27 protein-coding genes and 1 pseudogene are annotated in these 24,558 nt (G+C 71.5%); 14 read left to right on the forward strand and 14 right to left on the reverse strand.

The window, feature by feature from the left end:
- The first annotated feature begins 18 nt into the window (after positions 1 to 18).
- Together K7854_RS06750 and K7854_RS06755 are read left to right on the forward strand one after the other, a co-directional pair.
- Positions 19 to 1,497, forward strand: a complete 1,479-nt coding sequence (locus tag K7854_RS06750; protein ID WP_226025618.1) for an ABC transporter permease — start codon at positions 19 to 21, stop codon at positions 1,495 to 1,497.
- 34 nt (positions 1,498 to 1,531) lie between these two features.
- Positions 1,532 to 2,215 (forward strand): ABC transporter ATP-binding protein, encoded by a 684-nt coding sequence (locus tag K7854_RS06755; protein ID WP_226025446.1) that lies wholly within the window; start codon positions 1,532 to 1,534, stop codon positions 2,213 to 2,215.
- A gap of 3 nt (positions 2,216 to 2,218) precedes the next feature.
- Here the strand turns inward: K7854_RS06755 and K7854_RS06760 are convergent, their stop codons facing one another.
- On the reverse strand, positions 2,219 to 3,001 hold the full coding sequence (locus tag K7854_RS06760) for an MBL fold metallo-hydrolase (protein WP_226025447.1): 783 nt from the start codon (positions 2,999 to 3,001) through the stop codon (positions 2,219 to 2,221).
- A 91-nt stretch (positions 3,002 to 3,092) separates the two neighbouring features.
- Here K7854_RS06760 and K7854_RS06765 point away from each other — a divergent pair, with 91 nt between their 5' ends.
- The gene (locus K7854_RS06765; protein WP_226025448.1) at positions 3,093 to 3,695 is read left to right on the forward strand and encodes a TetR family transcriptional regulator C-terminal domain-containing protein; all 603 of its coding nucleotides are present in this window, start codon (positions 3,093 to 3,095) and stop codon (positions 3,693 to 3,695) included.
- A gap of 3 nt (positions 3,696 to 3,698) precedes the next feature.
- Here K7854_RS06765 and K7854_RS06770 read toward each other — a convergent pair whose 3' ends face one another.
- Positions 3,699 to 4,121: an ATP-binding protein gene (locus K7854_RS06770; protein WP_226025449.1), complete on the reverse strand. Its 423-nt coding sequence runs from the start codon at positions 4,119 to 4,121 to the stop codon at positions 3,699 to 3,701.
- Positions 4,118 to 4,336, reverse strand: coding sequence for a hypothetical protein (locus K7854_RS06775; protein WP_226025450.1), 219 nt, complete (start codon positions 4,334 to 4,336; stop codon positions 4,118 to 4,120). Before K7854_RS06775 ends, K7854_RS06770 begins: the two co-directional genes overlap by 4 nt.
- Positions 4,337 to 4,451: 115 nt before the next feature.
- On the opposite strand from K7854_RS06775, the pseudogene K7854_RS06780 reads away from it, so the two are divergent.
- Positions 4,452 to 5,324, forward strand: a pseudogene (locus K7854_RS06780) (helix-turn-helix domain-containing protein).
- Entirely contained in the window at positions 5,284 to 5,505 is a 222-nt protein-coding gene (locus tag K7854_RS06785; RefSeq protein ID WP_226025451.1) for a DUF397 domain-containing protein, read from the forward strand. Before K7854_RS06780 ends, K7854_RS06785 begins: the two are co-directional and overlap by 41 nt.
- Here K7854_RS06785 and K7854_RS06790 read toward each other — a convergent pair.
- Positions 5,495 to 6,373, reverse strand: coding sequence for a helix-turn-helix domain-containing protein (locus K7854_RS06790; protein WP_226025452.1), 879 nt, complete (start codon positions 6,371 to 6,373; stop codon positions 5,495 to 5,497). The two genes, K7854_RS06785 and K7854_RS06790, sit on opposite strands and share 11 nt — an antisense overlap.
- A 167-nt stretch (positions 6,374 to 6,540) precedes the next feature.
- On the opposite strand from K7854_RS06790, the gene K7854_RS06795 reads away from it, so the two are divergent.
- Together K7854_RS06795 and K7854_RS06800 are read left to right on the forward strand one after the other, a co-directional pair.
- Positions 6,541 to 7,581 carry an NAD(P)-dependent alcohol dehydrogenase gene (locus K7854_RS06795; RefSeq protein WP_226025453.1) on the forward strand — a complete coding sequence of 347 codons (1,041 nt, stop codon included), beginning with the start codon at positions 6,541 to 6,543 and terminating at the stop codon, positions 7,579 to 7,581.
- A gap of 161 nt (positions 7,582 to 7,742) precedes the next feature.
- A complete protein-coding gene (locus K7854_RS06800) occupies positions 7,743 to 8,534 on the forward strand; it encodes an SDR family oxidoreductase (RefSeq protein WP_226025454.1) in 792 nt (263 codons plus the stop codon).
- A 79-nt stretch (positions 8,535 to 8,613) separates the two neighbouring features.
- Here K7854_RS06800 and K7854_RS06805 read toward each other — a convergent pair whose 3' ends face one another.
- A complete protein-coding gene (locus tag K7854_RS06805) occupies positions 8,614 to 9,645 on the reverse strand; it encodes an aldo/keto reductase (protein ID WP_226025455.1) in 1,032 nt (343 codons plus the stop codon).
- A 155-nt stretch (positions 9,646 to 9,800) separates the two neighbouring features.
- Between K7854_RS06805 and K7854_RS06810 the strand changes: the two genes are divergently transcribed.
- Both K7854_RS06810 and K7854_RS06815 read left to right on the forward strand, forming a co-directional pair.
- On the forward strand, positions 9,801 to 10,397 hold the full coding sequence (locus K7854_RS06810; RefSeq protein ID WP_226025456.1) for a TetR/AcrR family transcriptional regulator: 597 nt from the start codon (positions 9,801 to 9,803) through the stop codon (positions 10,395 to 10,397).
- A 118-nt stretch (positions 10,398 to 10,515) separates the two neighbouring features.
- Entirely contained in the window at positions 10,516 to 12,330 is a 1,815-nt protein-coding gene (locus K7854_RS06815) for a restriction endonuclease (protein ID WP_226025457.1), read from the forward strand.
- A gap of 454 nt (positions 12,331 to 12,784) precedes the next feature.
- Here the strand turns inward: K7854_RS06815 and K7854_RS06820 are convergent, their stop codons facing one another.
- From K7854_RS06820 to K7854_RS06835, 4 genes are all read right to left on the reverse strand, one after another.
- Positions 12,785 to 13,591 carry a GAF domain-containing protein gene (locus tag K7854_RS06820; protein ID WP_226025458.1) on the reverse strand — a complete coding sequence of 269 codons (807 nt, stop codon included), beginning with the start codon at positions 13,589 to 13,591 and terminating at the stop codon, positions 12,785 to 12,787.
- 235 nt (positions 13,592 to 13,826) lie between these two features.
- Positions 13,827 to 14,498 carry a hypothetical protein gene (locus K7854_RS06825; protein ID WP_226025459.1) on the reverse strand — a complete coding sequence of 224 codons (672 nt, stop codon included), beginning with the start codon at positions 14,496 to 14,498 and terminating at the stop codon, positions 13,827 to 13,829.
- Between the two features lie 12 nt (positions 14,499 to 14,510).
- On the reverse strand, positions 14,511 to 15,104 hold the full coding sequence (locus K7854_RS06830) for a DUF3885 domain-containing protein (RefSeq protein ID WP_226025460.1): 594 nt from the start codon (positions 15,102 to 15,104) through the stop codon (positions 14,511 to 14,513).
- Positions 15,101 to 15,694 (reverse strand): DUF4291 domain-containing protein, encoded by a 594-nt coding sequence (locus tag K7854_RS06835; RefSeq protein ID WP_226025461.1) that lies wholly within the window; start codon positions 15,692 to 15,694, stop codon positions 15,101 to 15,103. Before K7854_RS06835 ends, K7854_RS06830 begins: the two co-directional genes overlap by 4 nt.
- Positions 15,695 to 16,011: 317 nt before the next feature.
- Here K7854_RS06835 and msrA point away from each other — a divergent pair, with 317 nt between their 5' ends.
- Positions 16,012 to 16,524, forward strand: coding sequence for a peptide-methionine (S)-S-oxide reductase MsrA (gene msrA / locus K7854_RS06840; RefSeq protein WP_226025462.1), 513 nt, complete (start codon positions 16,012 to 16,014; stop codon positions 16,522 to 16,524).
- Between the two features lie 73 nt (positions 16,525 to 16,597).
- Here msrA and K7854_RS06845 read toward each other — a convergent pair whose 3' ends face one another.
- Positions 16,598 to 17,716 (reverse strand): hypothetical protein, encoded by a 1,119-nt coding sequence (locus K7854_RS06845; RefSeq protein ID WP_226025463.1) that lies wholly within the window; start codon positions 17,714 to 17,716, stop codon positions 16,598 to 16,600.
- A 96-nt stretch (positions 17,717 to 17,812) separates the two neighbouring features.
- Between K7854_RS06845 and K7854_RS06850 the strand changes: the two genes are divergently transcribed.
- Positions 17,813 to 18,967: a cystathionine gamma-synthase gene (locus K7854_RS06850; protein ID WP_087807545.1), complete on the forward strand. Its 1,155-nt coding sequence runs from the start codon at positions 17,813 to 17,815 to the stop codon at positions 18,965 to 18,967.
- 19 nt (positions 18,968 to 18,986) lie between these two features.
- Here the strand turns inward: K7854_RS06850 and K7854_RS06855 are convergent, their stop codons facing one another.
- From K7854_RS06855 to K7854_RS06865, 3 genes are all read right to left on the reverse strand, one after another.
- Entirely contained in the window at positions 18,987 to 19,244 is a 258-nt protein-coding gene (locus tag K7854_RS06855) for a hypothetical protein (protein WP_226025619.1), read from the reverse strand.
- Positions 19,245 to 19,398: 154 nt separating this feature from the next.
- Positions 19,399 to 19,905: a sigma factor-like helix-turn-helix DNA-binding protein gene (locus tag K7854_RS06860; protein ID WP_226025464.1), complete on the reverse strand. Its 507-nt coding sequence runs from the start codon at positions 19,903 to 19,905 to the stop codon at positions 19,399 to 19,401.
- Positions 19,906 to 20,029: 124 nt separating this feature from the next.
- On the reverse strand, positions 20,030 to 20,530 hold the full coding sequence (locus K7854_RS06865; protein ID WP_443732433.1) for a MarR family winged helix-turn-helix transcriptional regulator: 501 nt from the start codon (positions 20,528 to 20,530) through the stop codon (positions 20,030 to 20,032).
- A gap of 169 nt (positions 20,531 to 20,699) precedes the next feature.
- On the opposite strand from K7854_RS06865, the gene ilvA reads away from it, so the two are divergent.
- From ilvA to K7854_RS06880, 3 genes are all read left to right on the forward strand, one after another.
- Positions 20,700 to 21,929 (forward strand): threonine ammonia-lyase, encoded by a 1,230-nt coding sequence (gene ilvA / locus K7854_RS06870; RefSeq protein WP_226025466.1) that lies wholly within the window; start codon positions 20,700 to 20,702, stop codon positions 21,927 to 21,929.
- 197 nt (positions 21,930 to 22,126) lie between these two features.
- Positions 22,127 to 23,134, forward strand: a complete 1,008-nt coding sequence (locus K7854_RS06875; RefSeq protein WP_226025467.1) for an ATP-binding cassette domain-containing protein — start codon at positions 22,127 to 22,129, stop codon at positions 23,132 to 23,134.
- On the forward strand, positions 23,131 to 23,988 hold the full coding sequence (locus tag K7854_RS06880) for an ABC transporter permease (protein WP_226025468.1): 858 nt from the start codon (positions 23,131 to 23,133) through the stop codon (positions 23,986 to 23,988). Before K7854_RS06875 ends, K7854_RS06880 begins: the two co-directional genes overlap by 4 nt.
- A gap of 69 nt (positions 23,989 to 24,057) precedes the next feature.
- Here the strand turns inward: K7854_RS06880 and greA are convergent, their stop codons facing one another.
- The gene (gene greA / locus K7854_RS06885; protein ID WP_127895173.1) at positions 24,058 to 24,555 is read right to left on the reverse strand and encodes a transcription elongation factor GreA; all 498 of its coding nucleotides are present in this window, start codon (positions 24,553 to 24,555) and stop codon (positions 24,058 to 24,060) included.
- Between the last annotated feature and the right edge of the window lie 3 nt (positions 24,556 to 24,558).

The raw sequence follows: 24,558 nt of genomic DNA on the forward strand, positions 1-24,558 counted from the left end.
CGTCCCTACTTTGCGGCCATGTTCTTCACCTACCTGAGGCGCGAGCTGCGCCGCCGCAGAAAGGCGGCCCTCGTCGTCGCCTCCGGACTGGCCCTGGGCATCGCCCTGGTCATCGTCGTCGACTCGGTCTCCTCCGGCATGGGCCGGGCCCAGGACAAGGTCCTGCAGTCCCTGTACGGGCTCGGCACGGACATGACGGTCACCAAGGCCGCCGAGGCCTCCTCCGGCAGCACCGCCGAACGGCCGCGCTTCCGCTTCGACGCCCAGGACGACGGCTCCGAGGAGGAGCAGAGCACCGACCGCGTCATGGTGCAGGGCTTCCAGACGCTGGCGAGTTCCACCGTCGGCAAGGTCGCCGGGCAGAGCGGCGTCGCCGACGCGGTGGGCGGCCTGAGCCTCCAGGTCGTCAAGGTCAGCGGCGAGTTCTCGCGCGGCCAGTTCAAGCAGGACACCTCCGGCGGCGGCGCGGGCCAGGGCGGCGGCCCGGGCGGCGGCCAGTCCCCGCAGGGCCGGGTCGAGGGCGGCGGCGCCGACTTCGACGTCAACAGCTACTCCGTCTACGGCACCGACGTCACCGAGCCCGCCCTCGGTCCGCTGACCACGTCCACCATCACCAGCGGGCGCACCTTCAAGGAGTCGGAGACCGACGCCAAGGTGGCCGTCGCCGACTCGGCCTACGCCAAGGAGAAGAAGCTCAAGACCGGCAGCACGGTCACCGTCAAGGACACGAAGTTCGAGATCGTCGGCATCGCCACGGCCGACAGCGGCGACGCGGCGGCCAACCTCTACGTGCCGCTGAAGCAGGCCCAGACGCTGGGCGACGCGAAGGACAAGGTCACCACGATCTACGTCAAGGCGACCGACTCGCAGCGCATCGACGGCGTGAAGTCCGCGATCCAGAAGAACATCTCGGGTACGACGGTCACCACCTCCGCCGACCTCGCCGACACCGTGTCCGGCTCCCTGTCCACCGCCTCCTCGCTCGCCACCGGCGTCGGCAAGTGGCTGTCGGTCGTCGTGCTGGCGGCGGCCTTCCTGGTCGCCGGTCTGCTCACCTCCTCCGCCGTCTCCCGCCGGGTGCGCGAGTTCGGCACGCTCAAGGCGCTCGGCTGGCGCTCGGGCCGGGTCACCCGGCAGGTGATCGGCGAGGCCGTCGTCAACGGCCTGGTCGGCGGCGCCCTCGGCATCGCGCTGGGCCTCGCGGGCGCCTACGCCGTCACCGCCGTCAGCCCGACGCTGCAGGCCCAGCTGGGCGGCGGCACGGGCGGTGGCGGCGGCACTGGCGGGCCCGGCGGCCTGGGCGGGGGCGGCATGGGCGGTCCCGGCCGGCAGGCCGCCGCCAAGACCCTGGACATCGCGCTGACCGCACCCGTCAGCCTCACCACCATCGCCCTCGCGGTGGGCCTCGCCGTGGCCGGCGGGCTCGTCGCCGGCGGCTTCGGCGGCTGGCGCGCCTCGCGGCTGCGCCCCGCGGACGCCCTGCGCCGCGTCGAGTAGCGCCACCCTCCCCCCGTACCCCAGGAGTTGCACCATGTACGAACTCAGCGGCGTCACCAAGCGCTACACCCGCGGCAAGGCCACCGTGCACGCCCTCGACGGCGTCGACCTGACCATCGCCGACGGCGACCGGCTCGTCATCCAGGGCCCCACCGGCGGCGGCAAGTCCACCCTGCTCCAGATGCTGGGCGCCCTCGACCGGCCCAGCACGGGCCAGGTCGTCCTCGACGGGACCGACCTCGCGAAGCTCCCCGAGGCCCGGCTGACCCGGGTGCGCAGCGAGAGCATCGGCTTCGTCTTCCAGTCCTTCAACCTGATCCCGACCCTGACCGCCCAGGAGAACGTCGAGACCGCCCTGGTCCCGCTCGGCGTCAAGGCGAAGGACCGGCGCGAGAAGGCCGCCGAGGCCCTGGCCTCCGTCGGCCTCGGCGAACGCCTCGGCCACCTGCCCGGCGAGATGTCCGGCGGCCAGCAGCAGCGCGTCGCCATCGCCCGCGCCCTGGTGAAGCAGCCCAAGGTGCTGCTCGCCGACGAACCCACCGGAAACCTCGACGAGTCGACCCGCGACGAGATCATGGACGTGCTCGACCGCATGTGGAAGGAGCTGGGGCTCACCTTCGTGATGGTCACCCACGACTCGGCGATCGCGAAGAAAGCCCCCCGTGTGGCGACCATCCGCAAGGGACGCATCACGGTGAAGGAGAACGCGTCGGCCTGACCTTCAGCAGGCCAGGTCCAGCCACTGACCGACGGGCAGGATCCGGGCGCGCCGCCCGGCGTGCGTGCGGAACCCGGCCGCCGGGTCGGCGACCTCGGCGTAGCCCGGGATCTTGTCCGGCTGCTCCGGCTCGTAGTGGATCGGCACCGCGAGCCGGGCGTCGAGGATCTCCGCTGCCGCGGCGGCCTGCAGCGGGTCCAGCGCGGCGGGCACCGGGCTCGGCGGCTGCAGGTGCGGTGCGTCGACCACCGCGCCGTTGGCGGGCAGGAACACCGCGTCGAAGGGGCTGAACCGGCGGGCGACGAGCCACCAGAAGCCGTGGAACATCGTGTCGCCGCCGTGGAAGATCCGCTGTCCGTCGGCCTCCACCACCCAGTTCAGCTGCGGGTCGCCCAGCCCGTCGACGGCGGGGACCGCCGTGACGCGGAACGGCCCGAGGTCGCGCGTGGACCAGACGTCCACGACCTCGACGGCCAGCCGGTGCCGGACCAGCTCGCGCTCGGCCGGCAGCGTCGTCACGTTGTCCACGTCGTCACCGTGACCGGGCGCCGGCCGCAGCACCGGCGCCCCCTGCGTCAACACCTCCGAGAGCGCGGACGCGTCGGTGTGGTCCCGGTGCAGGTGGGTGACGAGCGCGGCGGACGCCGGTCCGCTCGGCGCAGCCACGTTCTCGCCGGGCTTCCACCCCGTGAACAGCGGCGAGAGGTCCCGCACGTAGTCGATCACCAGCCGCTCGCCGCCCGCCTCGACCTCCAGTCCGGCCCAGCCCAGTCGTCGCACCCGCATCTCGTACTCCTTCGTTCCGGTGGACTCCGGACATTAGCGTACGGTCGTTCGCTAAATCAATAGCGAACGGTCGTGCGCTAATCTGGGGTGCATGTCACCACGACGTTCAGCGGCCGAAGCGCAGGCCACCAGGGGCCGGATCCTCGGCCGTGCCGCCGAGATCGCCTCCGAAGAAGGGCTGGACGGCATCACCATCGGCCGGCTCGCCGAAGAGCTGGAGATGAGCAAGTCCGGGGTGCACAAGCACTTCGGCACCAAGGAGACGCTGCAGATCTCCACCCTGGACAAGGCGTTCGTGGACTTCTGGCACCGGGTGGTCGAACCGGTGCTGGGCGAGCCGCCGGGCCTGCGGCGGCTGCGCGCGCTGTGCGCCAACTCCGTGGGCTACCTGGAAGAACCCCTGCTGCCCGGCGGCTGCCTGATGACCGCGGCACTCAGTGAGTACGACGGCCGCCCCGGCCGGGTCCGCGACGCGGTGGCCGAGGTGTGGTCCCGCTGGCGCGAACAGCTGCGGTCCGACCTGACCGCGGCGGTGGACAACGGTGAGCTGCCCGCCGGCTTCGACGTCGACCAGGCGCTGTTCGAGATCGTCGCGGCGGGGCTTGCCCTCAACGCGGCCATGCAGCTCCAGCACGACCGCACGGCCGCGGACCGGGCCCGACGCGCGATCGAACGGGCCCTGGACCAGTCCTGACCCTCACCGTCCGCTCCGGACCGCCGGGGATGGCGGGGCGGCGGGCGCCCGAGCGTCGTCGGGCGGCGGCTCTCCCGCCAGCTCGCACCAGACCGTCTTGCGGTCCCCGCACTGCTCCACGCCCCACCGCAGCGCCAGCGCGTCGAGGAGGGCGAGGCCGCGCCCGGACTCGTCGGTGACACCGGCCGGTCCGGTGAGGAGGGGCAGGGCGCGTGGGTCGGGGTCGGTGACCTCCACACGCGTGTGGCCGGTGGGCAGGACGGCGACGCGGACGGTCGCGGGGGTGCCCTCGCCCACGTGGTCGATCACGTTCGTCAGCAACTCGGTCACGCACAGGCGGACGTCGTGGTCGTAACGGCGGAGAAGGCGGCGCACCTCCGGTACGGCCTCCGGCGTGGCGAGCAGGCTCAGTTCCCAGGTCGTCACGGCGCCGCCCGACGCAGGACCGCGGCGAGCGCACGGGCGGTGGCCGCGTTGCAGTTGCCGAGCGAGACGAGACCGGTGGGCGGTGCGTACGCGCCGGCGAACGTCGGCAGGTCCAGGCCGAGGGAGGGCAGGGCGATGCCGTGCAGGGCGAGGGCGGCGCGCAGCTCCTCCACGCAGCGGGTCATGTCGTCCTGCGGACGGGGCGGTTGGGTCATGAACGGGCGCCTTTCCGTGTGCGCTCTGTGACGAACGCCTCACACAGTGACGTTCGGCGCCCTACCGTGAAAGGGATCTCGCGTCGGCAGCCCGGAGTGCGGAAGAGGCAACGCCATGGCACAACGCAAGGACATCGACGGCTCGACGAGCGTCCCGACCTTCTACGGCAAGGAGTTGAGGTGGCAGCGGGAGCGGGCCGGGCTGTCGCTGGAGGCGCTGGTCGAGGGCAGCTTCTACGGCAAGTCGCACCTGAGCGACATCGAACGGGGCGAGCGGCGCATGCCGTTGGACCTGGCCCGGCACGCGGACCAGGTACTGGGGACGGACGGGTTCTTCGAGCGACGGTGCGAGGACGTGCGGAAGGCGCGGCGGGGAGGGCACGCGGAGTACTTCGTGGACGTCGCGGAGATGGAGAAGCGTGCGCAGGAGATCGAGGAGTGGGACCCGACGCTCATCCCAGGGCCGCTACAACTGGCGCCGTAGATCAGGGCTGTCGTGCTGGCCGCTCACCCATCGGACTCGGAGGAGACGGTGGCCGGGAAAATCGAGGCGCGGCGATCACGAGCGTGGCTTTTCGAGGACCAGCAGGCACCCGAAAGTTGGCTCGTGCTGCACGAGTCGGTTCTGCGACAACCGATCATTCCGCCCGACACGATGGCCGACCAGCTCGCTCATATCGCCGAGGTGGCACGCAAGCGCCGGGCGGTTCCGCAGGTCCTTCCGCTGAGTTCAGGCGCCCACCCCTTCATGATGGGCACGACAAGGTTCATGACCTTTGCCGATGCCCCGCCGGTCATGTACACGGAGGGGATGTACAGCGGGCAATTGGTCGATGATCCGGGGCTCGTGAGGCAGTATGCGAAGGCGTACGGTCGTCTCAGGGCCGCAGCGCTTCCTCCCGAACCGTCCCTCAAGCTCATTGAGCAAGCAGCAGAGGACTATCGAAATGGCAAGTACCCGGAGCGTTTCCTGGGCGGCATGGCGTAAGAGCAGCTACAGCAACGGCGACGGCGGCCACTGCGTCGAAGTCGCCGACGGCATCCCCGGCCTCGTCCCCGTCCGGGACTCCAAGGTCTCCCGCGACGGCGACGGCCCCGTCCTCCTCCTCACCGCCCGCGCCTGGGCCCCCTTCGACACCGCGCTGAGCCGGGGCACCCTCAGGGCGTGACCGCGGCCGCCGCCGCGTCCGTACCCCAGCTCGCCAGCAGCCGCAGCGCGTCCGCCGACGGGGAGCCGGGCTCCGCGTGGTACGTCACGAAGGCCTGCTCGTCGTCGTCGACCAGGCGGAACGTCTCGAAGGACAGGGTCAGGTCGCCGACCAGCGGGTGCCGCATCCGCTTGACGCCGTAGCTCTTCTCCTTGACGTCGTGCGTGGCCCACAGACGGCGGAACTCCTCGCTCTTCACCGACAGCTCGCCGACCAGCGCGGACAGTCGCGGGTCGTCCGGATGGCGGCCCGCGTCCATGCGCAGGAAGCTGACCATGTCGTAGGCCTTCTGGTCCCAGTCGACGAACAGCTCCCGGTAGTCCGGATTCAGGAAGACCAGCCGCGCCCAGTTCCGCTCCGCGGCGGGCAGCTTGCCCCAGTCGCCGAAGAGGGCGGCGGCCATCCGGTTCCAGGCGAGGATCTCCGAGCGGCGGCCCGACACGTACGCCGGGACCGTGTCGATCGACTCCAGGAGCTGGAGCAGCGCCACCCGCACCGGCTGCTTGCCCCGCGGGGCCCCGGCCCGCCGGCGCTGCTGCTTCGGCCGCGCCAGGTGCGTCAGGTGGGCCTGCTCCGCGTCGGTCAGCCGCAGCGCGCGGGCGATGGCGTCCAGGACCTCCGCCGACACGTTCTGCCCGTTGCCCTGTTCGAGGCGGGTGTAGTACGCCACCGACACCCCGGCCAGCTGCGCCAGCTCCTCGCGCCGCAGCCCGGGCACCCGGCGCTGCCGCCCGTACGACTCCAGGCCCACGTCCTCCGGCTTCAGCCGAGCCCGCCGGGTGCGCAGGAACTCGCTCAGTTCGGCCCGCCGGTCAAGCTGTCCATCCATGCTTCCAGTATCACCGGACGTATTCCCGGTCGTACGCCCATGAGCCTGTCCCCGTCAGTGGTACGCACGCCGGTCGTACGCAAAGCCGTGGTCTGGGTGGATCCGCAGGTCGCAGGCAGGGTGGAAGCATCACCCAGTCACGCCAAGAGAATCCCGGAGAACCCGGCATGACCACTGTCGCCGCGTACGCAGCACCCGCCGCCAAGGCGCCGCTGGAGCGCACCACCATCGAGCGGCGCGAGGTGCGTGAGCACGACGTCCTGATCGACATCAAGTTCGCCGGCATCTGCCACTCCGACATCCACCAGGTCCGTGAGGGCTGGGGCGAGGCCATCTTCCCGATGGTCCCCGGCCACGAGATCGCGGGCATCGTCTCCGCCGTCGGCCCCGGCGTCACCAAGTTCGCCGTCGGCGACCGGGTGGGCGTCGGCTGCATGGTCGACTCCTGCCGCGAGTGCGAGAACTGCAAGGCCGGCCGCGAGCAGTACTGCACGGGCGGCAACGTGATGACGTACAACGGCATCGGCAAGGACGGCGAGCCCACCTACGGCGGCTACTCCGAGAAGGTCGTCGTCGACGAGAACTTCGTCCTCGGCATCCCCGAGGGCATCTCGCTGGACGAGGCCGCGCCCCTGCTGTGCGCCGGCATCACCACGTACTCCCCGCTCAGGCGCTGGAACGCGGGCCCCGGCAAGAAGGTCGCCGTCATCGGCCTGGGCGGCCTCGGCCACATGGCCGTCAAGCTCGCGCACGCCCTGGGCGCCGAGGTGACCGTGCTGTCGCAGTCGCTGCGCAAGAAGGACGACGGCCTGAAGCTGGGCGCCGACCACTACTACGCCACCAGCGACCCGGCCACCTTCGAGGAGCTGGCCGGCACCTTCGACCTGATCGTCTCCACGGTCTCGGCCCCGCTCGACTTCGCCGCCTACCTGGGGCTGCTGAAGACGGAGGGCACGCTGGCCAACGTCGGCGCCCCCGAGGAGCCGGTCTCCCTCAACCTCTTCGCGCTGCTCGGCGGCGGCAAGTCCCTCACCGGGTCCATGATCGGCGGCATCGCCGAGACCCAGGAGATGCTGGACTTCTGCGCGGAGCACGGCATCGGCGCCGAGATCGAGCTGATCGCCGCGTCCGAGGTCAACGAGGCGTACGAGCGGGTGCTCGCCAGTGACGTGCGGTACCGCTTCGTGATCGACACCGCGACGATCTGATCGCCGGAGGAAGAATCTTCCGGATTCCCTCCTCCTCGCTGTCACACGGCCGCCCCGCCCCGGGTCATACCGCCACCACATACGGCGGACGTCCGGGCGGGGCGGTCCCACATCGGCTCCACCCCGCCTCTCGGACGTCACGGACACCGGGAGCGGCAGCCATGACCCACCCTCCGACCTCCTCCACGACACCTGTCCTGGTCACCGGCGGCACCGGCACCCTCGGCGGCCACGTCGTCCCGCTGCTGCGGGCGGCCGGGCAGGAGGTGCGCGTCCTCACCCGCGGGACCCGCCACACCGGCGGCGACGGCATCACGTACGTCACCGGCGACCTGCGCACCGGCGAGGGCGTCGAGGCCGCCGTCGACGGCGTGCACACCGTGCTGCACCTGGCGGGCGGCCCCAAGGGCGACGACGAGGCGACCCGCACCCTGGTGCGCGCCGCCGCCCGCGCGGACGTGCGGCACCTCGCCTACATCTCGGTCGTGGGCGCCGACCGCGTGCCGCTGGCCTGGCTGCGCACCAAGCTGGAGTCGGAGCGGGCGATCGCCGGCTCGGGGATCGGCTGGACGGTGCTGCGGGCGGCCCAGTTCCACGAGCTGACCCTGACGATGATCGAGAAGATGACCCGGCTGCCGGTCCTCCCGGCGCCGGGCGGGCTGCGCCTGCAGCCGGTCGCCGCCCGCGAGGTCGCCGTACGCCTGGCCGAACTGACCCTCGGCGAGCCGTCCGGCCGGGTGCCCGACATGACCGGTCCCGAGGTCCACGATCTGGCCACGCTGGCCCGTTCCTATCTCGACCTGCGCGGTGGACGCCGGCGCCCGAAGCTGCCGGTGCGGATTCCCGGGAAAGCGGGGCGCGCGTACCGTTCTGGCGAGAACCTCACCCTGCGGGACGCGCTGGTCGGCAAGATGACGTGGGCCGAATTCCTGGCGGAGAGGATGGCAGGGTGACTCCACCCCCCTCGGCGACCTCGCCGTACTCTTCACCGCGGACGACGAACTGCCCGGGCCGACCGGGACGCTGACTTGCTCAGCGGGCCGCCGGGCGGCGGCGCAGCGCCGGGTCGAGCAGTGCGGGCGTGGCGTCGAACTTCTCGTGCGCGGCCAGATCCGTGCCGGGCGCGACGATGCCGTCGATGGCGTCGAGGACGTCGTCGGAGAGCACGGTGTCGGCGGCGGCGAGCTGGGAGCGCAGGTGGTCCAGGGTGCGGGGGCCGATGAGCGCGCCGGTCACGGCCGGGTGCGCGGTCACGAAGCCGAGCGCGAGCTGGATGAGCGTGAGCCCGGCCTCGTCGGCGACCGCGGCCAGCTTCTCGACGGCGTCGAGCCGGGCCTGGTTGGCGGGCAGCGCGGGGTCGAAGCGCTCGGGCATGAACCCGGACCGGTGCGTGGTGACCTCCCGGCCCGCGCGCACCGCGCCGGACAGCCATCCCGAGGCCAGCGGGCTCCACACCAGCACGCCGAGCCCGTACTGCTCGGTCACGGGCAGCACGTGGCTCTCGATCCCGCGCTGGAGCACGGAGTAGCTGGGCTGCTCGGTGACGTACCGGCTCAGCCGGTGCTCGCGGGCGGCCCACTGCGCCTCGACGATCCGGTACGCGGGGAAGGTGGAGGACCCGAAGTACCGGATCTTCCCGGCGCGCTGCAGGTCGGTGAGCGCGGACAGCGTCTCCTCGTCGCTCGTGTTCGGGTCCCACCGGTGGATCTGGTACAGGTCGACGTGGTCGACGCCGAGGCGGCGCAGGCTGTTGTCCAGCTCGGTGACCAGCCAGCGGCGCGAGGAGCCCTGGTGGTTGGGTTCGTCGCTCATCGGCATGCTCGCCTTCGTGGCCAGCACGATGTCGTCGCGGCGCCCGGCGATCGCCTTGCCGACCATCTCCTCGGACTCGCCGCGGCCGTACATGTCGGCGGTGTCGATGAGGTTGACCCCGGCCTCCAGGGCGGCGTCGACGATGGCGGTGGCCTCGTCCTGGGTGGTGCGCCCGATGCTGCCGAAGTTCATGGCGCCGAGCGCGAGCGAGCTGACCTGCACACCGGTGCGGCCCAAGGTGCGGTACTGCATGACGGTTCCTCCACTGCTGGGGGCGATGAGGCATGACTTGGTGGCGGGCTCGACGCTCTGGCATCATGGAGAGACCAAGCGGAACACCGTCCCGTTTACTCGTCCAACGATACGGAACGCTGTCCCGTTTATCAACCGGTGAAGGGAACGGCACGGTGAAGGACGGCGAAGCGGCGGCGGGGCGGGCAGCCTCCCGGCCCAAGCGTGCGGACGCCCGGCGCAACGAGAAGACGCTGCTCGACGCGGCCGCCGCGGTGTTCGTCAGGTCCGGCGTGGAGGCCCCCGTACGCGACATCGCGGCCGAGGCCGGCGTCGGCACGGCCACGATCTACCGCCACTTCCCGACCCGCGCGGACCTCATCATCGGCGTCTACCGGCACCAGGTGGAGGCCTGCGCCGAGGCCGGGCCCGCCCTGCTGGCCGGCAGCCCCACCCCGTACGCCGCGCTCGCGGCCTGGATCGACCGGTTCGTCGACTTCCTGGTCACCAAGCACGGCCTCGCCGCGGTCCTCCAGGCCGACAACGCGGGCTTCGAGACCCTCCACGCGTACTTCCTCGACCGCCTGGTCCCGGTCTGCACCGACCTCCTCACCGCCGCGACCGCCTCCGGCGAGATCCACACCGACATCGAGGCCTACGCCCTCATGCGCGGCGTCGGCAACCTCTGCATCGGCGCGGAGACCCCCGACCCGCGCTACGACGCTCGGCAACTGGCGAGGCTCCTGGTGGCGGGGCTGCGCGACGGGAGCTGATCCCCGCCTGTCGGCCAGAGGGGCCGAGTGGATGTGCGCGGCACCGATTGCTGGATAAGGTCGACGCGCTACAACTGGTTGTGGGGACAACCGGTGTTGGGGGGAGGGCTGACAACCCATGAGTCGTCGCGCCACGGGTCACGTCGGGGTCTGGGCAGAGATGCAGCGGCAGCGACAGCGCGAGCTGGAGGCCGAGGCACGGCAACGCAGACAGGAGGCCCGGCAGGCGCGGGCCTACGAGCGGCGAGCCGCCCAGAGCTACCGCGAATACAAGCAGGCCGAGGCGATCCGCCGCACGGAGGAGCTGGACGCACAGGTGGCGGCGCTCCAGGAGCTGCTGGCCTCGGGGTGCCGGGCTCCTGCCTTCCGGCCGTCCACCCTCATGCTCGCCGAAGACCTCCCGCCCTTGGCCGCGGTGGTCGAAGGTGTCGGGCGCCGTGAGCCCGATGCCGTGGTCGAGTACTTCTCCGCCGCTCTCTACACCTCGACGGCATGGCCCGAAGGCTTTCCGCGCCGGGTCGCGATGACCTACGACCCGGCAGCCCGGCAACTGGTGGTGGACTGGGAGCTGCCTGCCGGCAGCGTCGTCCCGCAGTCCAAGTACATCCGGTACATGTACGCGGCCGACCAGTACAGGGAGACTCCCCGCCCGGTGGGACAGCGCAGGGCGCTCTACAAGGAGGTCGTCGCCCAGTGCATGCTGCTGGTGCTGCACGAACTCTTCGCCGCCGACGAGTCCGGCGCGCTGGATTCGGTGGCCCTGAACGGGTTTGTGGACGGGCACGACCCCACCACGGGCAGACGGGCCCAGATCTTCCTGGCCACCGTCATGGCCGAGTGCTCCTCGTTCCGCGAACTGCATCTGGCCCAGGTGGACGCGGAGAGCTGCCTCGCCGAAGCGCTGCGCGGACAGCTCTCGGCTCGCCCGGACCAACTCGTCGCGATCAGGCCGGGCCGACGGCCCGAGGAGGTCGGCCATCGCGTCGCCACCCACGGCGGTGACGAGGAACCCGATCTGTACGAGATGGACCCGATCGCCTTCGAGGGACTGGTGGCGGAGCTGTTCGAGGCCATGGGGATGCAGGCGGTGACCACACAGCGCTCCAACGACGGCGGTGTGGACGTCAAGGCGTTCGACCCGACGCCGATCCGGGGCGGACAGATCGTCGTCCAGGTGAAGCGGTACCGCAACACCGTGCCGCCCACCGCCGTCCGCGACCTCTACGGAACCGTGCAGGACGCCGGGGCGAACAAGGGTGTCCTCGTCACCACGTCGGGCTTCGGCCCCGGTGCGCACACCTTCGCCAACGGAAAGCCGCTGGAACTGATCGCGGGCAGAGAACTCGTCGACCTGCTGCGCCGCCACGGTCTGCGCGGTCGGCTGGGCGACGGGGACCGCACGGACTCGGCCCCGCCGCTCGCGCCCCTTCCGGAGCCGTCGCTTCCCGACGACTACAACATCCTCGGCATGTCATGGACCGGAAGTGTCGCCCTGGACGTGTGCGCCCTGGTGTGTCGCGGCAACCGAATTCTGTCCGACGACCACCTCGTCTTCTACAACAACCCGCAGACCCCGGACGGCTCCGTACGGACGCTGCCCGCCACCGCGCCCGACAGGGCCGCGATCTGCGCCTCGTTCGACACCATGCCTGACGACGCCGACCGGCTCGTGCTGGTCGCCGCCGTCGACCCGGAGGCCAATCCGGACGCCGATCTTTCCGGTTTCACGGACGCCCGTATCCGCCTCCTCGATCCGGCTCTCACGGAACTGGGCCAACTCCAGGTCTCCGACGGTCGCCCGCACGAGACCGCCCTGGTCCTCGGCTCCTTCCGGCGCAGGGCCAGCGGCGACTGGGACTTCGTCCTGGGCGGGAAGGGCTACCCGGGCGGCTTGGAGGAACTGCTGCGCGAGTTCGGTGTCGAGGTGGACTGAGACGCCGCCGGCGCGAGGCTGCCGGGGACAGGGCAGGCAGGGCAAGGCGGTGATCAACGCCGCCGAGGGTCCCCGCCTCTTCGTACGTTGTCCACGGAAACGACGAGAAGCCAAAGGAACAGGGCGGCTCCGGCCAGTGGTGCGAGGACCCACCACGTGAATCCCGTCACTGCCAGCGTGATCGCCAGGGTGAGGGACGACAGGGTGAGAGTGCCGAAGGTGGCGGTATTCCAGACGGCCGAATCCTTGGCCAGGTTGAGCCGAGAATCCAGGTTCTGGGACGCCTGTGCCTGCATGTGGGCCCGAACGGACTGGTATTCCCTGAAGGCGATCAGGTCGCGACCCTCTGGGGTTCGAGGATTGGGTTCGGGCTCGGGTTCCGGCCCTCGGGGGCGGCGCCGAAACAGAGGGATTCCGCGTAATCTGCGACCCGGTCGGGGGGCGGGGGTACTCATCAGGGGCCACCTAGGGTCAATGAAGCAGCAAGGATGTTACCCAACGTGCTCATGAGGTCTACGTGGGCCCGCGTAAAATCGTCATAGTCGGGTGCATCCACTGTTAACACCCCGAACAGTGTGCCTCCTGCGCGGACGGGTACCGCGATGACGGCCTTGTACCGGTTGCCCGCCGGGTCGAGGTAGCTCACCTTTCCCGGCGTGCCGTCGGCCCAGTACGGCGAATTCCCGGTGAGGATCGTATTCATGTGCGCGCCGGCGACGTCTGCGCCCGGGATTTTGGGCCGTGGCGATGGTGTCCTTCCGTACTTGTCGACGAGGTCGAAGTCACCGGTGGAAGGGTCCCGGGCGTAGTACGCGCTACGGGCCCTTGGGTAACTGGAAGGCGTGGGTTCGGCGGTCAGGACCACGGCGCTTTCGAGCAGCGAATGAAGGATGGGCAGGTAGTGATTTTGGGTGGCATGGGTTCCACTTGTGCTCGGAGGATTGGCTGCCGCATAGTCGGCGGAAAGGTCACGAAGGCGCTCTGTGGTCGGCATCAGGACCTGGTTGTAAGCAAGTGCCAAGTCTCCGGACGCCTTGACCGCCGCTTTGTAGGTCTTCTGCCTGGCGGACTCGGCGCGATGGTTCTCGAATGCCGCAACCGCCACGACTGACACTGCCGCGATGGTGCCGACGGCAGTCCACCTCCACTTGTCCGAGCCCTTGGCCTCGTCGGCCACGATGGACAGCGCGAAGACGCCACCGGCGAAAACGCTGGACAGCAGGAAAAGTCCAATTCGGATGATTGTGTCCCGTGTAGTCATCCTTGCCCGCGCGCCCCGTTCCCCCTCGCCGCCAACACATCCTCGTGAGCGTATGCCTGCGCACCCGTACGTCGATGGCAAACCCGAGTAGTACGTCGCAGCAGCGCCGAGGCCGCGGCTCGACGAGACGGCGGCGCTCGGCACGCCTGCGGCCAGCCGGACTCTGAGAGCCGGAGCGGCTCCTTCTCCCGGCCGACCGCGCAGTGGTGCTGTCAACGCTCTCTGATGACCCGCGTCAAGCCGCCTTCATGAAACTCCTGGGCCGTGTCGGCAGGAGGCTTCTGTGGTGGCGGGTCCAAAGGGAAAGGTCGCTGCTCGTCGCCACGGCGATGGTCCGGCCGGAGGGCGAGAAGCCGGCCGCCCGGAAGGTCGAGTAGTCCGCGTGGAAGATGTGCCACCAGCCCTCCCCGTGCGGACCGGCGTGCGGGAGCCCGCCGTCGCGGGACAGCAGGACGCGTTCGTTCGGCCAGGCCGGGGTGACGACCTCCAGCTCCCACCCGTCCCGGGTGCTGGCGTGCAACCCGCCGCCGAAGAGCCCCGCGATGTGCACCCGGCTGCCTTCGACCGGCCCCAGCCCGGGACAGGAGAGATCGGCCGCTTCGTCGGGCGTGCTGCCCTCGGGGTCGGGGTCCCGGTCCCTGGCGATCTTCTCGCCGGTGACGGTGTCGAAGAGACCGTGACCGTCGTGCGAGACGACCATGACCAGGTCGTGTCCGCTCTCGGGGTGCGACGCGAAGCCGATGCCGAGCAGCCCGCCGACCGGTACGAGGGCGACGGACCGCCAGGGCTCGGGCGCGGCCACCACGGGCGCTGCGAGCATCCGGTCACGCATGCCCCGCTGGTACGCCGAAAGCTTCGGCTCGTGTTCCGTCTGCTCGGTGGCCGACGGCTTCTTCGCCCGGAACATCGTGGCACTTCCTCACAGTCCGGCAGGATGGCTGGACAGCCAGTCGGAGTGGCGGTCGCGAAACCTTCCGCGCTCGCCGGGCGTGGCGAGAACGACGTCCGCGCCACCGTCGTAGGGGTGGTGGATGCGGCGCAGCTCCGTGTCCGTGACGAACACCCCGGCGAGCGCCTCGTCGGCCACCGCGCGCAGCAGCGCGTCCACGCAGCCGTGCCGCCAGGACCGCCGGTCGGCGTAGAAGCGCGTGTGGGTGTGGAAGGCGGGGTCGGGGTCGTCTTCGTCCGACTCGGTCCACCAGTGGACACCGTGCGGGTGCAGCTCCCGCCGCGGCGTCGGGAAGGCGGCCGGCCCGTCGGGCGTACCGGACCACTCCGTGGTCACGACGTACACGTCCCGGCCGGTGAACAACCCGTCGAGCACCGTGTTGTACCGGTGCAGCACGGCCGTGTACTCGTCCTCGGACTCCGGGTACCGCTTCGAGCCGGGCAGGCTGTGGCAGCGCACCCATCGGTCGGCGTACGCGCTGCGGAACGTGTGCGCGACGGGCGGGACCGCCGGGTGCCGGGCGCGCCACAGGGCGGCGAGCGCGGCGGGGGAGCGGTCCGTCACGGTCGCAGGCCGGCCATCAGGTCCTCCGCCGCCGGATACGGCTGCTCCCGGGGCAGCAGGGCCCGGGCCGCGTCCAGGTCGTCGTTCCGTACGAGGGCGTGGATCTCGTGGGCGAGGGGGGTCACGTCGCGGATGGAGACCGTCCACTCGTCGGCGTACCGGCGGGCGGCCTCGCCGGAGAGGCCGAGTTGCAGGGAGCGGTGGGGCAGGGGCCGCAGGCGCAGATCGCGTTCCGGGTCCCACTGGACGCGGGTGGGCGAGCGCTTCAAGTCCCGTTGCCAGGTGGCCCGGTCGGGGTGCACGCCGGGCTTGTAGCTCGACAGGCACGCGTGGCGCAGGGCCCACTCGAAGCCCTCGCGGCCGATCTCGACGGCCAGGACGGTCTCCTGGTCCTCCTTGGCGGCCCATCCGCAGCGGTACATCATCCACAGGAACGACGGCTTGATCCACGTCATCCGGTCCCGCTTCCAGGCGGCGGGGAAGCGTCCGTCGCGGGCGGCGGGGAGGCCGATCCGAGGGGAGTAGGCCTGGTAGACGGTCACGGTGGACGCCGTGTGGACCGCCCGGATCTCGTGCTGCGCTGCTTCCATGCCGTACAGCTTCGGCCGGAGGCCTCGCCCGGGCCACCGGTTTTCGACGGGGACGCCGCCCGAGCGCGGGCCGTTGCCGAGACGGAGATGGTCATTGCTGCGCCCACGGGCGCGATTCCGGTCCCGCGCCTCAGGCTGTCCGGCAGGGGGGCGCCGCCGCACCGCTCGAACGGGCGGGACAGAACCGATACGCCCGTCCGACGCCGCGGAATCGTCGGGGCGCCCCGAGCGTTGCACGCAGCGTGGGCATGCAGGCCGGTGAGGTACGGGCCGAGTGGCCCGGACGATCGAGCCGAGAGATTTTGGAGGGTGCCGCAATGGCTGCGCAGACGCAGAGGGCCGTGCTGGCGGGCGGATGCTTCTGGGGGATGGAGGAGCTGATCCGCCGGCTCCCGGGCGTGACCGCGACCCGGGTCGGGTACACCGGGGGCGACGTGCCGAACGCGACGTACCGCGACCACGGCACGCACGCGGAGGCCATCGAGATCCTCTTCGACCCCGAGGCGACCGACTACCGCACGATCCTGGAGTTCTTCTTCCAGATCCACGACCCGAGCACCAGGAACCGCCAGGGCAACGACATCGGCACCAGCTACCGCTCGGCGATCTACTACGTGGACGACGAGCAGAAGCGGATCGCCGAGGACACGATCGCCGACGTGGACGCCTCCGGACTGTGGCCCGGCAAGGTCGTCACCGAGGTGGAGCCGGTCGGTCCGTTCTGGGAGGCCGAGCCCGAGCACCAGGACTACCTGCAGCGCTACCCGGACGGGTACACCTGCCACTTCCCGCGCCCGGGCTGGCGGCTGCCCGCCCGCACCGAGGGCTGAGGGGGAGCAGCAGCGGGACGGTCCGGCCGGGTTCGGCCGGACCGTCCGTGCGGGCGGCGCGCCCGGCCGGCGCTCAGTGCGGCAGCGTCGCCGGGCTGCCGCCGTTCGCCTCGTACCCCGCCACCGCGAGCGCGCGGTAGACCGCGAACTCCGCCGCCGGGTCGCTGGACAGGGTCCAGGGCAGGGCGCCGACGTGGCCGTCTATGACCATCAGCTGGTTCATCGCCTCGGCCCAGCGCTCGCCGCGGACCAGGAAGAAGACCAGAAGGTGGCGGACGTGCGCCTGCGTCGGGTCGTCCCGGTGGGCCGAGTGGACCGCGTGCAGCGCGCCGTGCACGGCCTTGGTGACGACCTCGCTCTGATAGAAGCCGCTGACCAGGTTGACCTCGGGCAGGTGCTCGAAGACCGCGAACAGCGGCATCGCCGCCAGCAGGGAGCCCCGCGGGGCGCGGGCGGCCGCCGCCTCGGCGAAGGAGTACGCCAGCTCGCGCGAGCCGTGCCACTTCTCGCACCAGTACTGCAGGGCGGCCAGGTGGGCGCCCATGTGGTTGGGGGCGCGGTCCAGGATCTTCAGCCAGAGCTGTTCGAACTCCTCGCGGGCGTAGCCGAGGCCGCGGGCCACCGACAGCTCGACGATGTACGGCACCGGGTCCCCGGGCGCGAGCAGGGCCGCCTCGCCGCAGGCCGCCTTGGCCTCCTCCATGATGATCCGGAACTCGTCCGTGCCCGGCGTCGCCGTCCGCCACGCCTGCTGCACCAGGAACTCGGCGTGCACCGCCGCGCCCCCCGCGTCCTTGGGTGCCTCCGCCCGCCACACCCGCAGCCACTGCCCACCCGGGGTCTCCGCGACGCCGCCGGGCCGCTGCCGCAGCTCCAGCGACGCGGCGCCCGCGAAGGCCTGCACACGCTGCCAGCGCCGCTCGCCCTCCGCCTCCGTACCGGCCAGGAGCTGCTGCGCCCCCCGGTAGTCCTGGGTGCGCTGCACCAGGTCCAGGACGTCCAGCAGGTCCTCGTCCGGACCCGGCATGCGGACGTCCAGCTCCTCCTCACGGGCGAAGCCGTAGTTCGCGGGGTCGGCGGCGTCCGGGTGGCCGGGCTCGACCAGGCCGACCGCGCCGCGCCGGCGCCGCGAGAGTTGGAGCAGCACGAAGCCGAGCATGACCAGTGCCATCAGGACCCAGAGAATCTCCATGTCTCAAGCGAACCAGACGCCGCCGACAATTGGCCAACCTGTCCCCCGCCCTGTGGAAAACCCGCGAGGCGTTCCGCACGGCTACCCTCGGTGCCCATGAGCGACAGGCACATCAGTCAGCACTTCGAGACGCTCGCGATCCACGCGGGCAACACCGCCGATCCCCTGACGGGCGCGGTCGTCCCGCCGATCTATCAGGTGTCGACCTACAAGCAGGACGGCGTCGGCGGGTTGCGGGGCGGCTACGAGTACAGCCGCAGCGCGAACCCGACCCGTACGGCCCTGGAGGAGAACCTCGCCGCCCTGGAGGGCGGCAGGCGAGGCCTCGCGTTCGCGTCCGGACTGGCGGCCGAGGACTGCCTGTTGCGTACGCTGCTGCGCCCCGGCGACCACGTGGTGATCCCGAACGACGCCTACGGCGGCACCTTCCGGCTCTTCGCCAAGGTTGCCACCCGGTGGGGCGTGGAGTGGTCCGTGGCCGACACCGGCGACGCCGCCGCCGTGCGGGCCGCGCTCACCCCGAAGACCAAGGCGGTGTGGGTGGAGACGCCCTCCAACCCGCTGCTCGGCATCACCGACATCGCGCAGATCGCCCAGGTCGCCCGGGACGCCGGCGCCCGGCTCGTCGTCGACAACACCTTCGCCACCCCCTACCTCCAGCAGCCGCTGGCGCTCGGCGCGGACGTCGTCGTGCACTCGCTGACCAAGTACATGGGCGGACACTCGGACGTGGTCGGCGGCGCGCTGATCGTGGGCGACCAGGAGCTGGGCGAGGAGCTGGCGTTCCACCAGAACGCGATGGGCGCGGTCGCCGGGCCCTTCGACTCCTGGCTGGTGCTGCGCGGCACCAAGACCCTCGCGGTGCGCATGGACCGGCACAGCGAGAACGCGACCAAGGTCGCCGAGATGCTCTCCCGGCACGCGCGCGTGACGAGCGTGCTCTACCCGGGACTGCCCGAGCACCCGGGGCACGAGGTCGCCGCCAAGCAGATGAAGGCCTTCGGCGGCATGGTGTCGTTCCGCGTCGAGGGCGGGGAGCAGGCGGCGGTCGAGGTCTGCAACCGGGCGAAGGTCTTCACGCTCGGCGAGTCCCTGGGCGGCGTCGAGTCGCTGATCGAGCACCCGGGCCGGATGACGCACGCCTCCGCGGCGGGCTCCGCCCTGGAGGTGCCCGCCGACCTCGTACGGCTCTCGGTCGGCATCGAGAACGCCGACGACCTGCTGGCGGACCTCCAGCAGGCACTGGGCTAGGACAGCCCCCCGGGAGGACTCACCAGCCCTCCCAGCCGGTCACGGGCGGAGTCGTCTCCGAGGGCGGCTCCACCCACGGCTGCACGGTCAGCGCCCACACCGCGAACGCCACGGCCGCGGCGGCCAGCAGCAGCCACATCAGACGGCGGGCCGCGGTCCTGCGGCGCAGCATGCGGCCGCCCCGGCGGACGGCCTCCGCACAGAGGTCGGGCGGTACCCGCGGCGGCGACTGCTCCATGATCCGCCGGGCGGCGGCCTCACGCCGGGGCCGGTTCACCCGCACCTCCCGGCCCGCCACACCCGGGTGCCGGTCACCACGGCGGCCGCCGTGCCGGTCACCGGAGCGGTCGTCGCGCACGTCGTCGCGCGGGTGCTCGGGCCGCTCGTCGCGCACGTCGTCGCGCGCGTGCCCCGGCCGTCCGCCGCGCGCGTCACGGCGTCGCCGCCTTCGCCTCCGCCGTCACCGGCCGGGCCGGTGACGGCGGCGGGTGCAGCAGGGCGGCCGTCGCGCGGTCGCAGATCGCCCGTACCCGTTCCACGGGCAGGCCCAGCAGCGCGGCCGTCTGCTCCTCGGCGACACCTTCGTACAGCCGGAGCACCAGGATCAGGCGTTCCTGCGGGGCGAGCGGGCCCAGGGGGCCCGCGGACCGCAGGCGGGCCCGGCCCGGGACGCCGTACCGGTGCCAGGCCGCCCGGGCGAAACGCGTGGCCAGGTGCTGGCGGGCGCGGTCGTACGGGTCCTCCCCGTGCAGCCGGTCCCAGGACGCGTACGTGTGGGCCAGACTCAGGGCCAGCAGGCGCCGCGCGCGCGGGTTGGCGTCCGGGGCCTCGGCGGTGAGCAGCGTGGCGGCGTGCAGGAGCCGCCCTGCCGCGCCCGCGACGAACGTCTCGAACTCGCGGGCCCGACGGGCCTCCCGGGACGCATGCCGTTCTCGCACCGCGCCTCCCGCCCAGACGGCGACGACCCCTGAGGTCTCATATCAGGCCAGGGGCGGCCCGCCGGTCAAGGGTTCGGTGCGAACCCCGTTCCGGAAGCTTGCGGGACGGGGTTCGGCGCCTCGCTCAGGAGCCCGCGGGCGCCTCCGGGGACGCCGCGCCGGAGGGGGCCATACGGGCGGACAGGGCGCCGTTGAAGCGCGCGAGGAGCGCGCAGAACGTCTCGCGCTCCTGCGGCGCCCAGTCGTGGGTCAGTTCGGCCATGAGCTGACGTCGGGAAGAGCGGACCTCCTCCAGTCGCGCCACGCCGCGCGGCGACAGCTGCAGGACCACCGCGCGTCCGTCCTCGGGGTGGGAGGTCCGCTTGACGAGTCCGGTGTCGACGAGCGGGGCCACCTGCCGGGTGACCGTGGAGGAGTCGATCCCCATGCTCGCGGCGAGCGCCTTCACGCCCATCGGGCCCTCTTTGTCGAGGCGGTTGAGCAGCAGGTAGGCGGCGCGGTCCATGGAGTTGCGCACCTGGCCGACCCCGCCGAGGCGGGTCTGTTCGGCGCGTCGGGCGAAGAGCGCGACCTCGTGCTGGAGCGTCTCGAGAAGACCGGTGTCACCGGCGGTCGTCATGTCCATCGACATTTCAGGTGTTGTGGGCATGGCCGGGGGCTCACTTCGTGGAGGGCTGCTAATTGGGGGACAGGGTACGCGGCCGGGCGGCAAGGCGTACCGGCGCTGGGCAAAGCGGGTCTCGGAGGTTGGTCACAACGGCGCGGGGCGTCGGGGAACTGCGATGCTGGAGGGTATGAGCTACAGCACAACGCGCCTGGTCGCTCCCGTCACCCTCGACGACGTGCGCGGAGCCCAGAAGATGCTCTCGGGCGTGGCGCGGGTGACGGCGATGGAGGGCAGCAGGCACCTGTCCCAGCTGGTCGGCTCCCCGGTGCACTTCAAGTGCGAGAACCTCCAGCGGACGGGCTCGTTCAAGCTGCGCGGCGCCTATGTGCGGATCGCCGGGCTGCTGCCCGAGCAGCGGGCCGCGGGCGTGGTCGCGGCGAGCGCGGGCAACCACGCGCAGGGCGTCGCGCTGGCGTCGTCGCTGCTCGGCGTGCGGTCGACGGTGTTCATGCCGCAGGGGGCGCCGCTGCCGAAGATCAGCGCGACCCGGGACTACGGCGCCGAGGTGCGGCTGCACGGCCAGGTGGTGGACGAGACGCTGGCCGCCGCGCAGGAGTACGCGGAGCGGACCGGCGCGGTCTTCATCCACCCCTTCGACCACCCCGACGTCATCGCGGGCCAGGGCACGGTCGGGCTGGAGATCCTGGAGCAGTGCCCCGAGGTACGGACCGTCGTCGTCGGCATCGGCGGGGGCGGGCTGGCGGCCGGGATCGCGGTCGCGGTGAAGGCGCTGCGGCCGGACGTGCGGATCGTCGGCGTGCAGGCCGAGGGCGCGGCCGCCTACCCGCCGTCGCTGGCCGCGGGGCGCCCGGTGGCCGTGGAGAACCCGGCGACGATGGCCGACGGGATCAAGGTGGGGCGGCCCGGCGACGTGCCGTTCGGGATCGTCGGCGACCTGGTGGACGAGGTCCGCACGGTCTCCGAGGACGCGCTGTCGACCGCGCTGCTGCTGTGTCTGGAGCGGGCCAAGCTGGTCGTGGAACCGGCCGGGGCGAGCCCGGTGGCGGCGCTGCTGAGCGAGCCGGACGCCTTCGAGGGACCGGTCGTCGCGGTCCTGTCCGGCGGCAACGTCGACCCGGTGCTGATGCAGGGCGTGCTGCGGCACGGCATGGCCGCGCAGGGCCGCTACCTGGCGGTCCGGCTGCGGCTGACGGACCGGCCCGGCGCCCTGGCCACGCTTCTCGGGGTGTTGTCAGTGGTCGACGCTAACGTCCTCGACGTGAGCCACGTCCGAACCCATCCGCGGCTCGGGCTCACGGAGGCGGAGGTCGAACTGCACCTGGAGACGAAGGGTCCGGAACACTGCGCCGAGGTCGGCCGGGCGCTGCGGGACGCCGGCTACACCGTCATCGCCTGAGCCTCCGGGGAGCCCCGGCCGGGGTTCGGCGGCCGCCGTCGGCCCGGCCGCTTCGCCCCTCCTTCGTCACTCGTTCGAGAAACTCCATTGTGAGACGCGATACATCGCGTTATGGTGTGTCGTAAATCGCTCGCTGAGCGCTGCGAAACGCACAAACCTAGGCTTTCCGAAGAATCCCCGACGACGTGGAGACTCATATGCCAGGCGCCATCTATGCCGAAGGCCTGGTCAAGACCTTCGGCGACGTAAGGGCTCTGGACGGCGTCGACCTCGACGTTCCCGAGGGCACCGTCCTCGGCCTGCTCGGGCCGAACGGCGCGGGCAAGACCACCGCCGTCCGCTGCCTCACGACCCTGCTGCGCCCCGACAGCGGCAAGGCCGTCGTCGCGGGCATCGACGTCCTCAGGCAGCCCAATGAGGTACGCCGCTCCATCGGCCTGTCCGGCCAGTTCGCCGCGGTCGACGAATACCTGACCGGCCGGGAGAACCTGCAGATGGTCGGCCAGCTCTACCAGATGAAGGGCAGGGCCGCGAAGGCCCGCGCCGCCGAGCTGCTCGACCAGTTCCACCTCTCGGAGGCCGCCGACCGCCCCACCAAGACCTACTCGGGAGGCATGCGCCGCCGGCTCGACCTGGCGGCGGCCCTGGTGGTCTCCCCGCCCGTCATGTTCATGGACGAACCCACGACCGGCCTCGACCCCCGCAACCGCCAGGAGCTGTGGGAGGTCATCAAGCAGCTGGTCGCCGGCGGTACGACCCTGCTGCTGACCACGCAGTACCTGGAGGAGGCCGACCACCTCGCGCACGACATCGCGGTCGTCGACCACGGCCGGGTCATCGCCCGCGGCACCTCCGACCAGCTCAAGGCCCGCACCGGGGGAGAGCGGGTCGAGGTCGTCGTCCACGAGCGCGACCACATGACGACGGCCGCCGAGGTGCTCGCCGGATTCGGCAAGGGGTCGACCACGGTCGAGGAGCACACCCGCAAGCTGACCGTCCCCGTCACCGGCGGCGCCAAGCTGCTCGCCGAGGTCATCCGCGAGCTGGACGTCCGCGGCATCGAGATCGACGACATCGGGCTGCGCCGCCCGACCCTCGACGACGTCTTCCTCTCCCTCACCGGCCACGTGGCCGAGGCGAAGGACGAGGCGAACGGCTCGGCGGACGACGCCGGCCACGAGCAGGAGAAGGAGGCCGCCAAGTGAGCGCCGCCACCGACACGACGCCGGTCACGGCGCCCGCCAACCGCATCGGCCAGTCCGTCCGCGACTCACTGGTCATCGCCCGCAGAAACCTGATCCGGATGACCCGGATCCCCGAGATGGTCCTGTTCGGGGTCATCCAGCCGGTGATGTTCGTGGTCCTGTTCACCTACGTCTTCGGTGGCTCGATGAAGATCGGCAACACCACCGACGCGGACGTCTACAAGGACTTCCTGATGGCGGGCATCTTCGCCCAGACCGTCACCTTCGCCACCGCGGGATCGGCGGCCGGCATCGCCGACGACATGCAGAAGGGGCTCGTCGACCGCTTCCGCTCCCTGCCGATGGCCCGCGGCGCGGTCCTCACCGGCCGCACCGTGGCCGACCTCGTGCAGACGGCCATCACCCTGCTGGTCCTCGCGATAGTCGCGCTGATCGTGGGCTGGCGCACCGGCTCCGCCGACCCGACCAGCGCAGGCGAGATCCTGGCCGGCTTCGCGCTGCTGCTCCTGCTGGGATACGCCTTCACCTGGATCGGCGCGCTGATCGGGCTGTCCGTGCGCACCCCGGAGGCGGCGACCTCGGGCGGGATCATCTGGCTGTTCCCGGTGACGTTCATCTCGAACGCCTTCGTGGACTCCAGCCAGATGACGCCCTGGCTGAGGCACATCGCCGAGTGGAACCCGTTCAGCGCCACCGTGCAGGCCTGCCGCGAGCTGTTCGGCAACCCCGGCGTCGTGCAGTCCGACGCCTGGCCCATGCAGCATCCCGTCTGGGCCTCGCTGATCTGGTCCGTCCTGATCATCGCGGTCTTCCGCACGCTGGCGGTGCGCAAGTACCGCTCGGCGGCCAGCTGACCGGGGGACGACGCGACGAGCCCCCGGCGTCACGGGGACACCGGGGGCTCGTCGACGGTGAGCGGCGCGTCAGCCGTTGTACGGCTCGGCCTTGAGGATCTTCACCGAGGCCGGCTTGCCGTTGGGCAGCTCGTACTGCGCGTCCTCGCCGACCTTGTGGCCGATGACGCCCGAGCCCAGCGGGGACTGCGGAGAGTAGGTCTCGATGTCCGAGCTGGCGTACTCGCGCGAGGCGAGCAGGAAGGTCAGGGTGTCGTCCTCGTCGCCGTCGAAGGCGATCGTGACGACCATGCCGGGCGCCACCGCACCGTCGGCGGCCGGGGCCTCACCCACCTTGGCGCTCTCGAGCAGCTGGGTCAGCTGGCGCACGCGGAGCTCCTGCTTGCCCTGCTCCTCCTTCGCCGCGTGGTACCCGCCGTTCTCACGCAGGTCCCCCTCCTCACGAGCCGCGGCGATCTTGGCAGAGATCTCGGTGCGCGCAGGACCAGTAAGGTATTCAAGCTCCTCCTTGAGCTTGTTGTACGCCTCCTGGGTCAGCCAGGTGACGTTCTCGCTGGTCTGGGTCACGGG

Origin of the sequence: Streptomyces hyderabadensis (assembly GCF_020404845.1) — a bacterium.
Taxonomy (GTDB): domain Bacteria; phylum Actinomycetota; class Actinomycetes; order Streptomycetales; family Streptomycetaceae; genus Streptomyces; species Streptomyces hyderabadensis.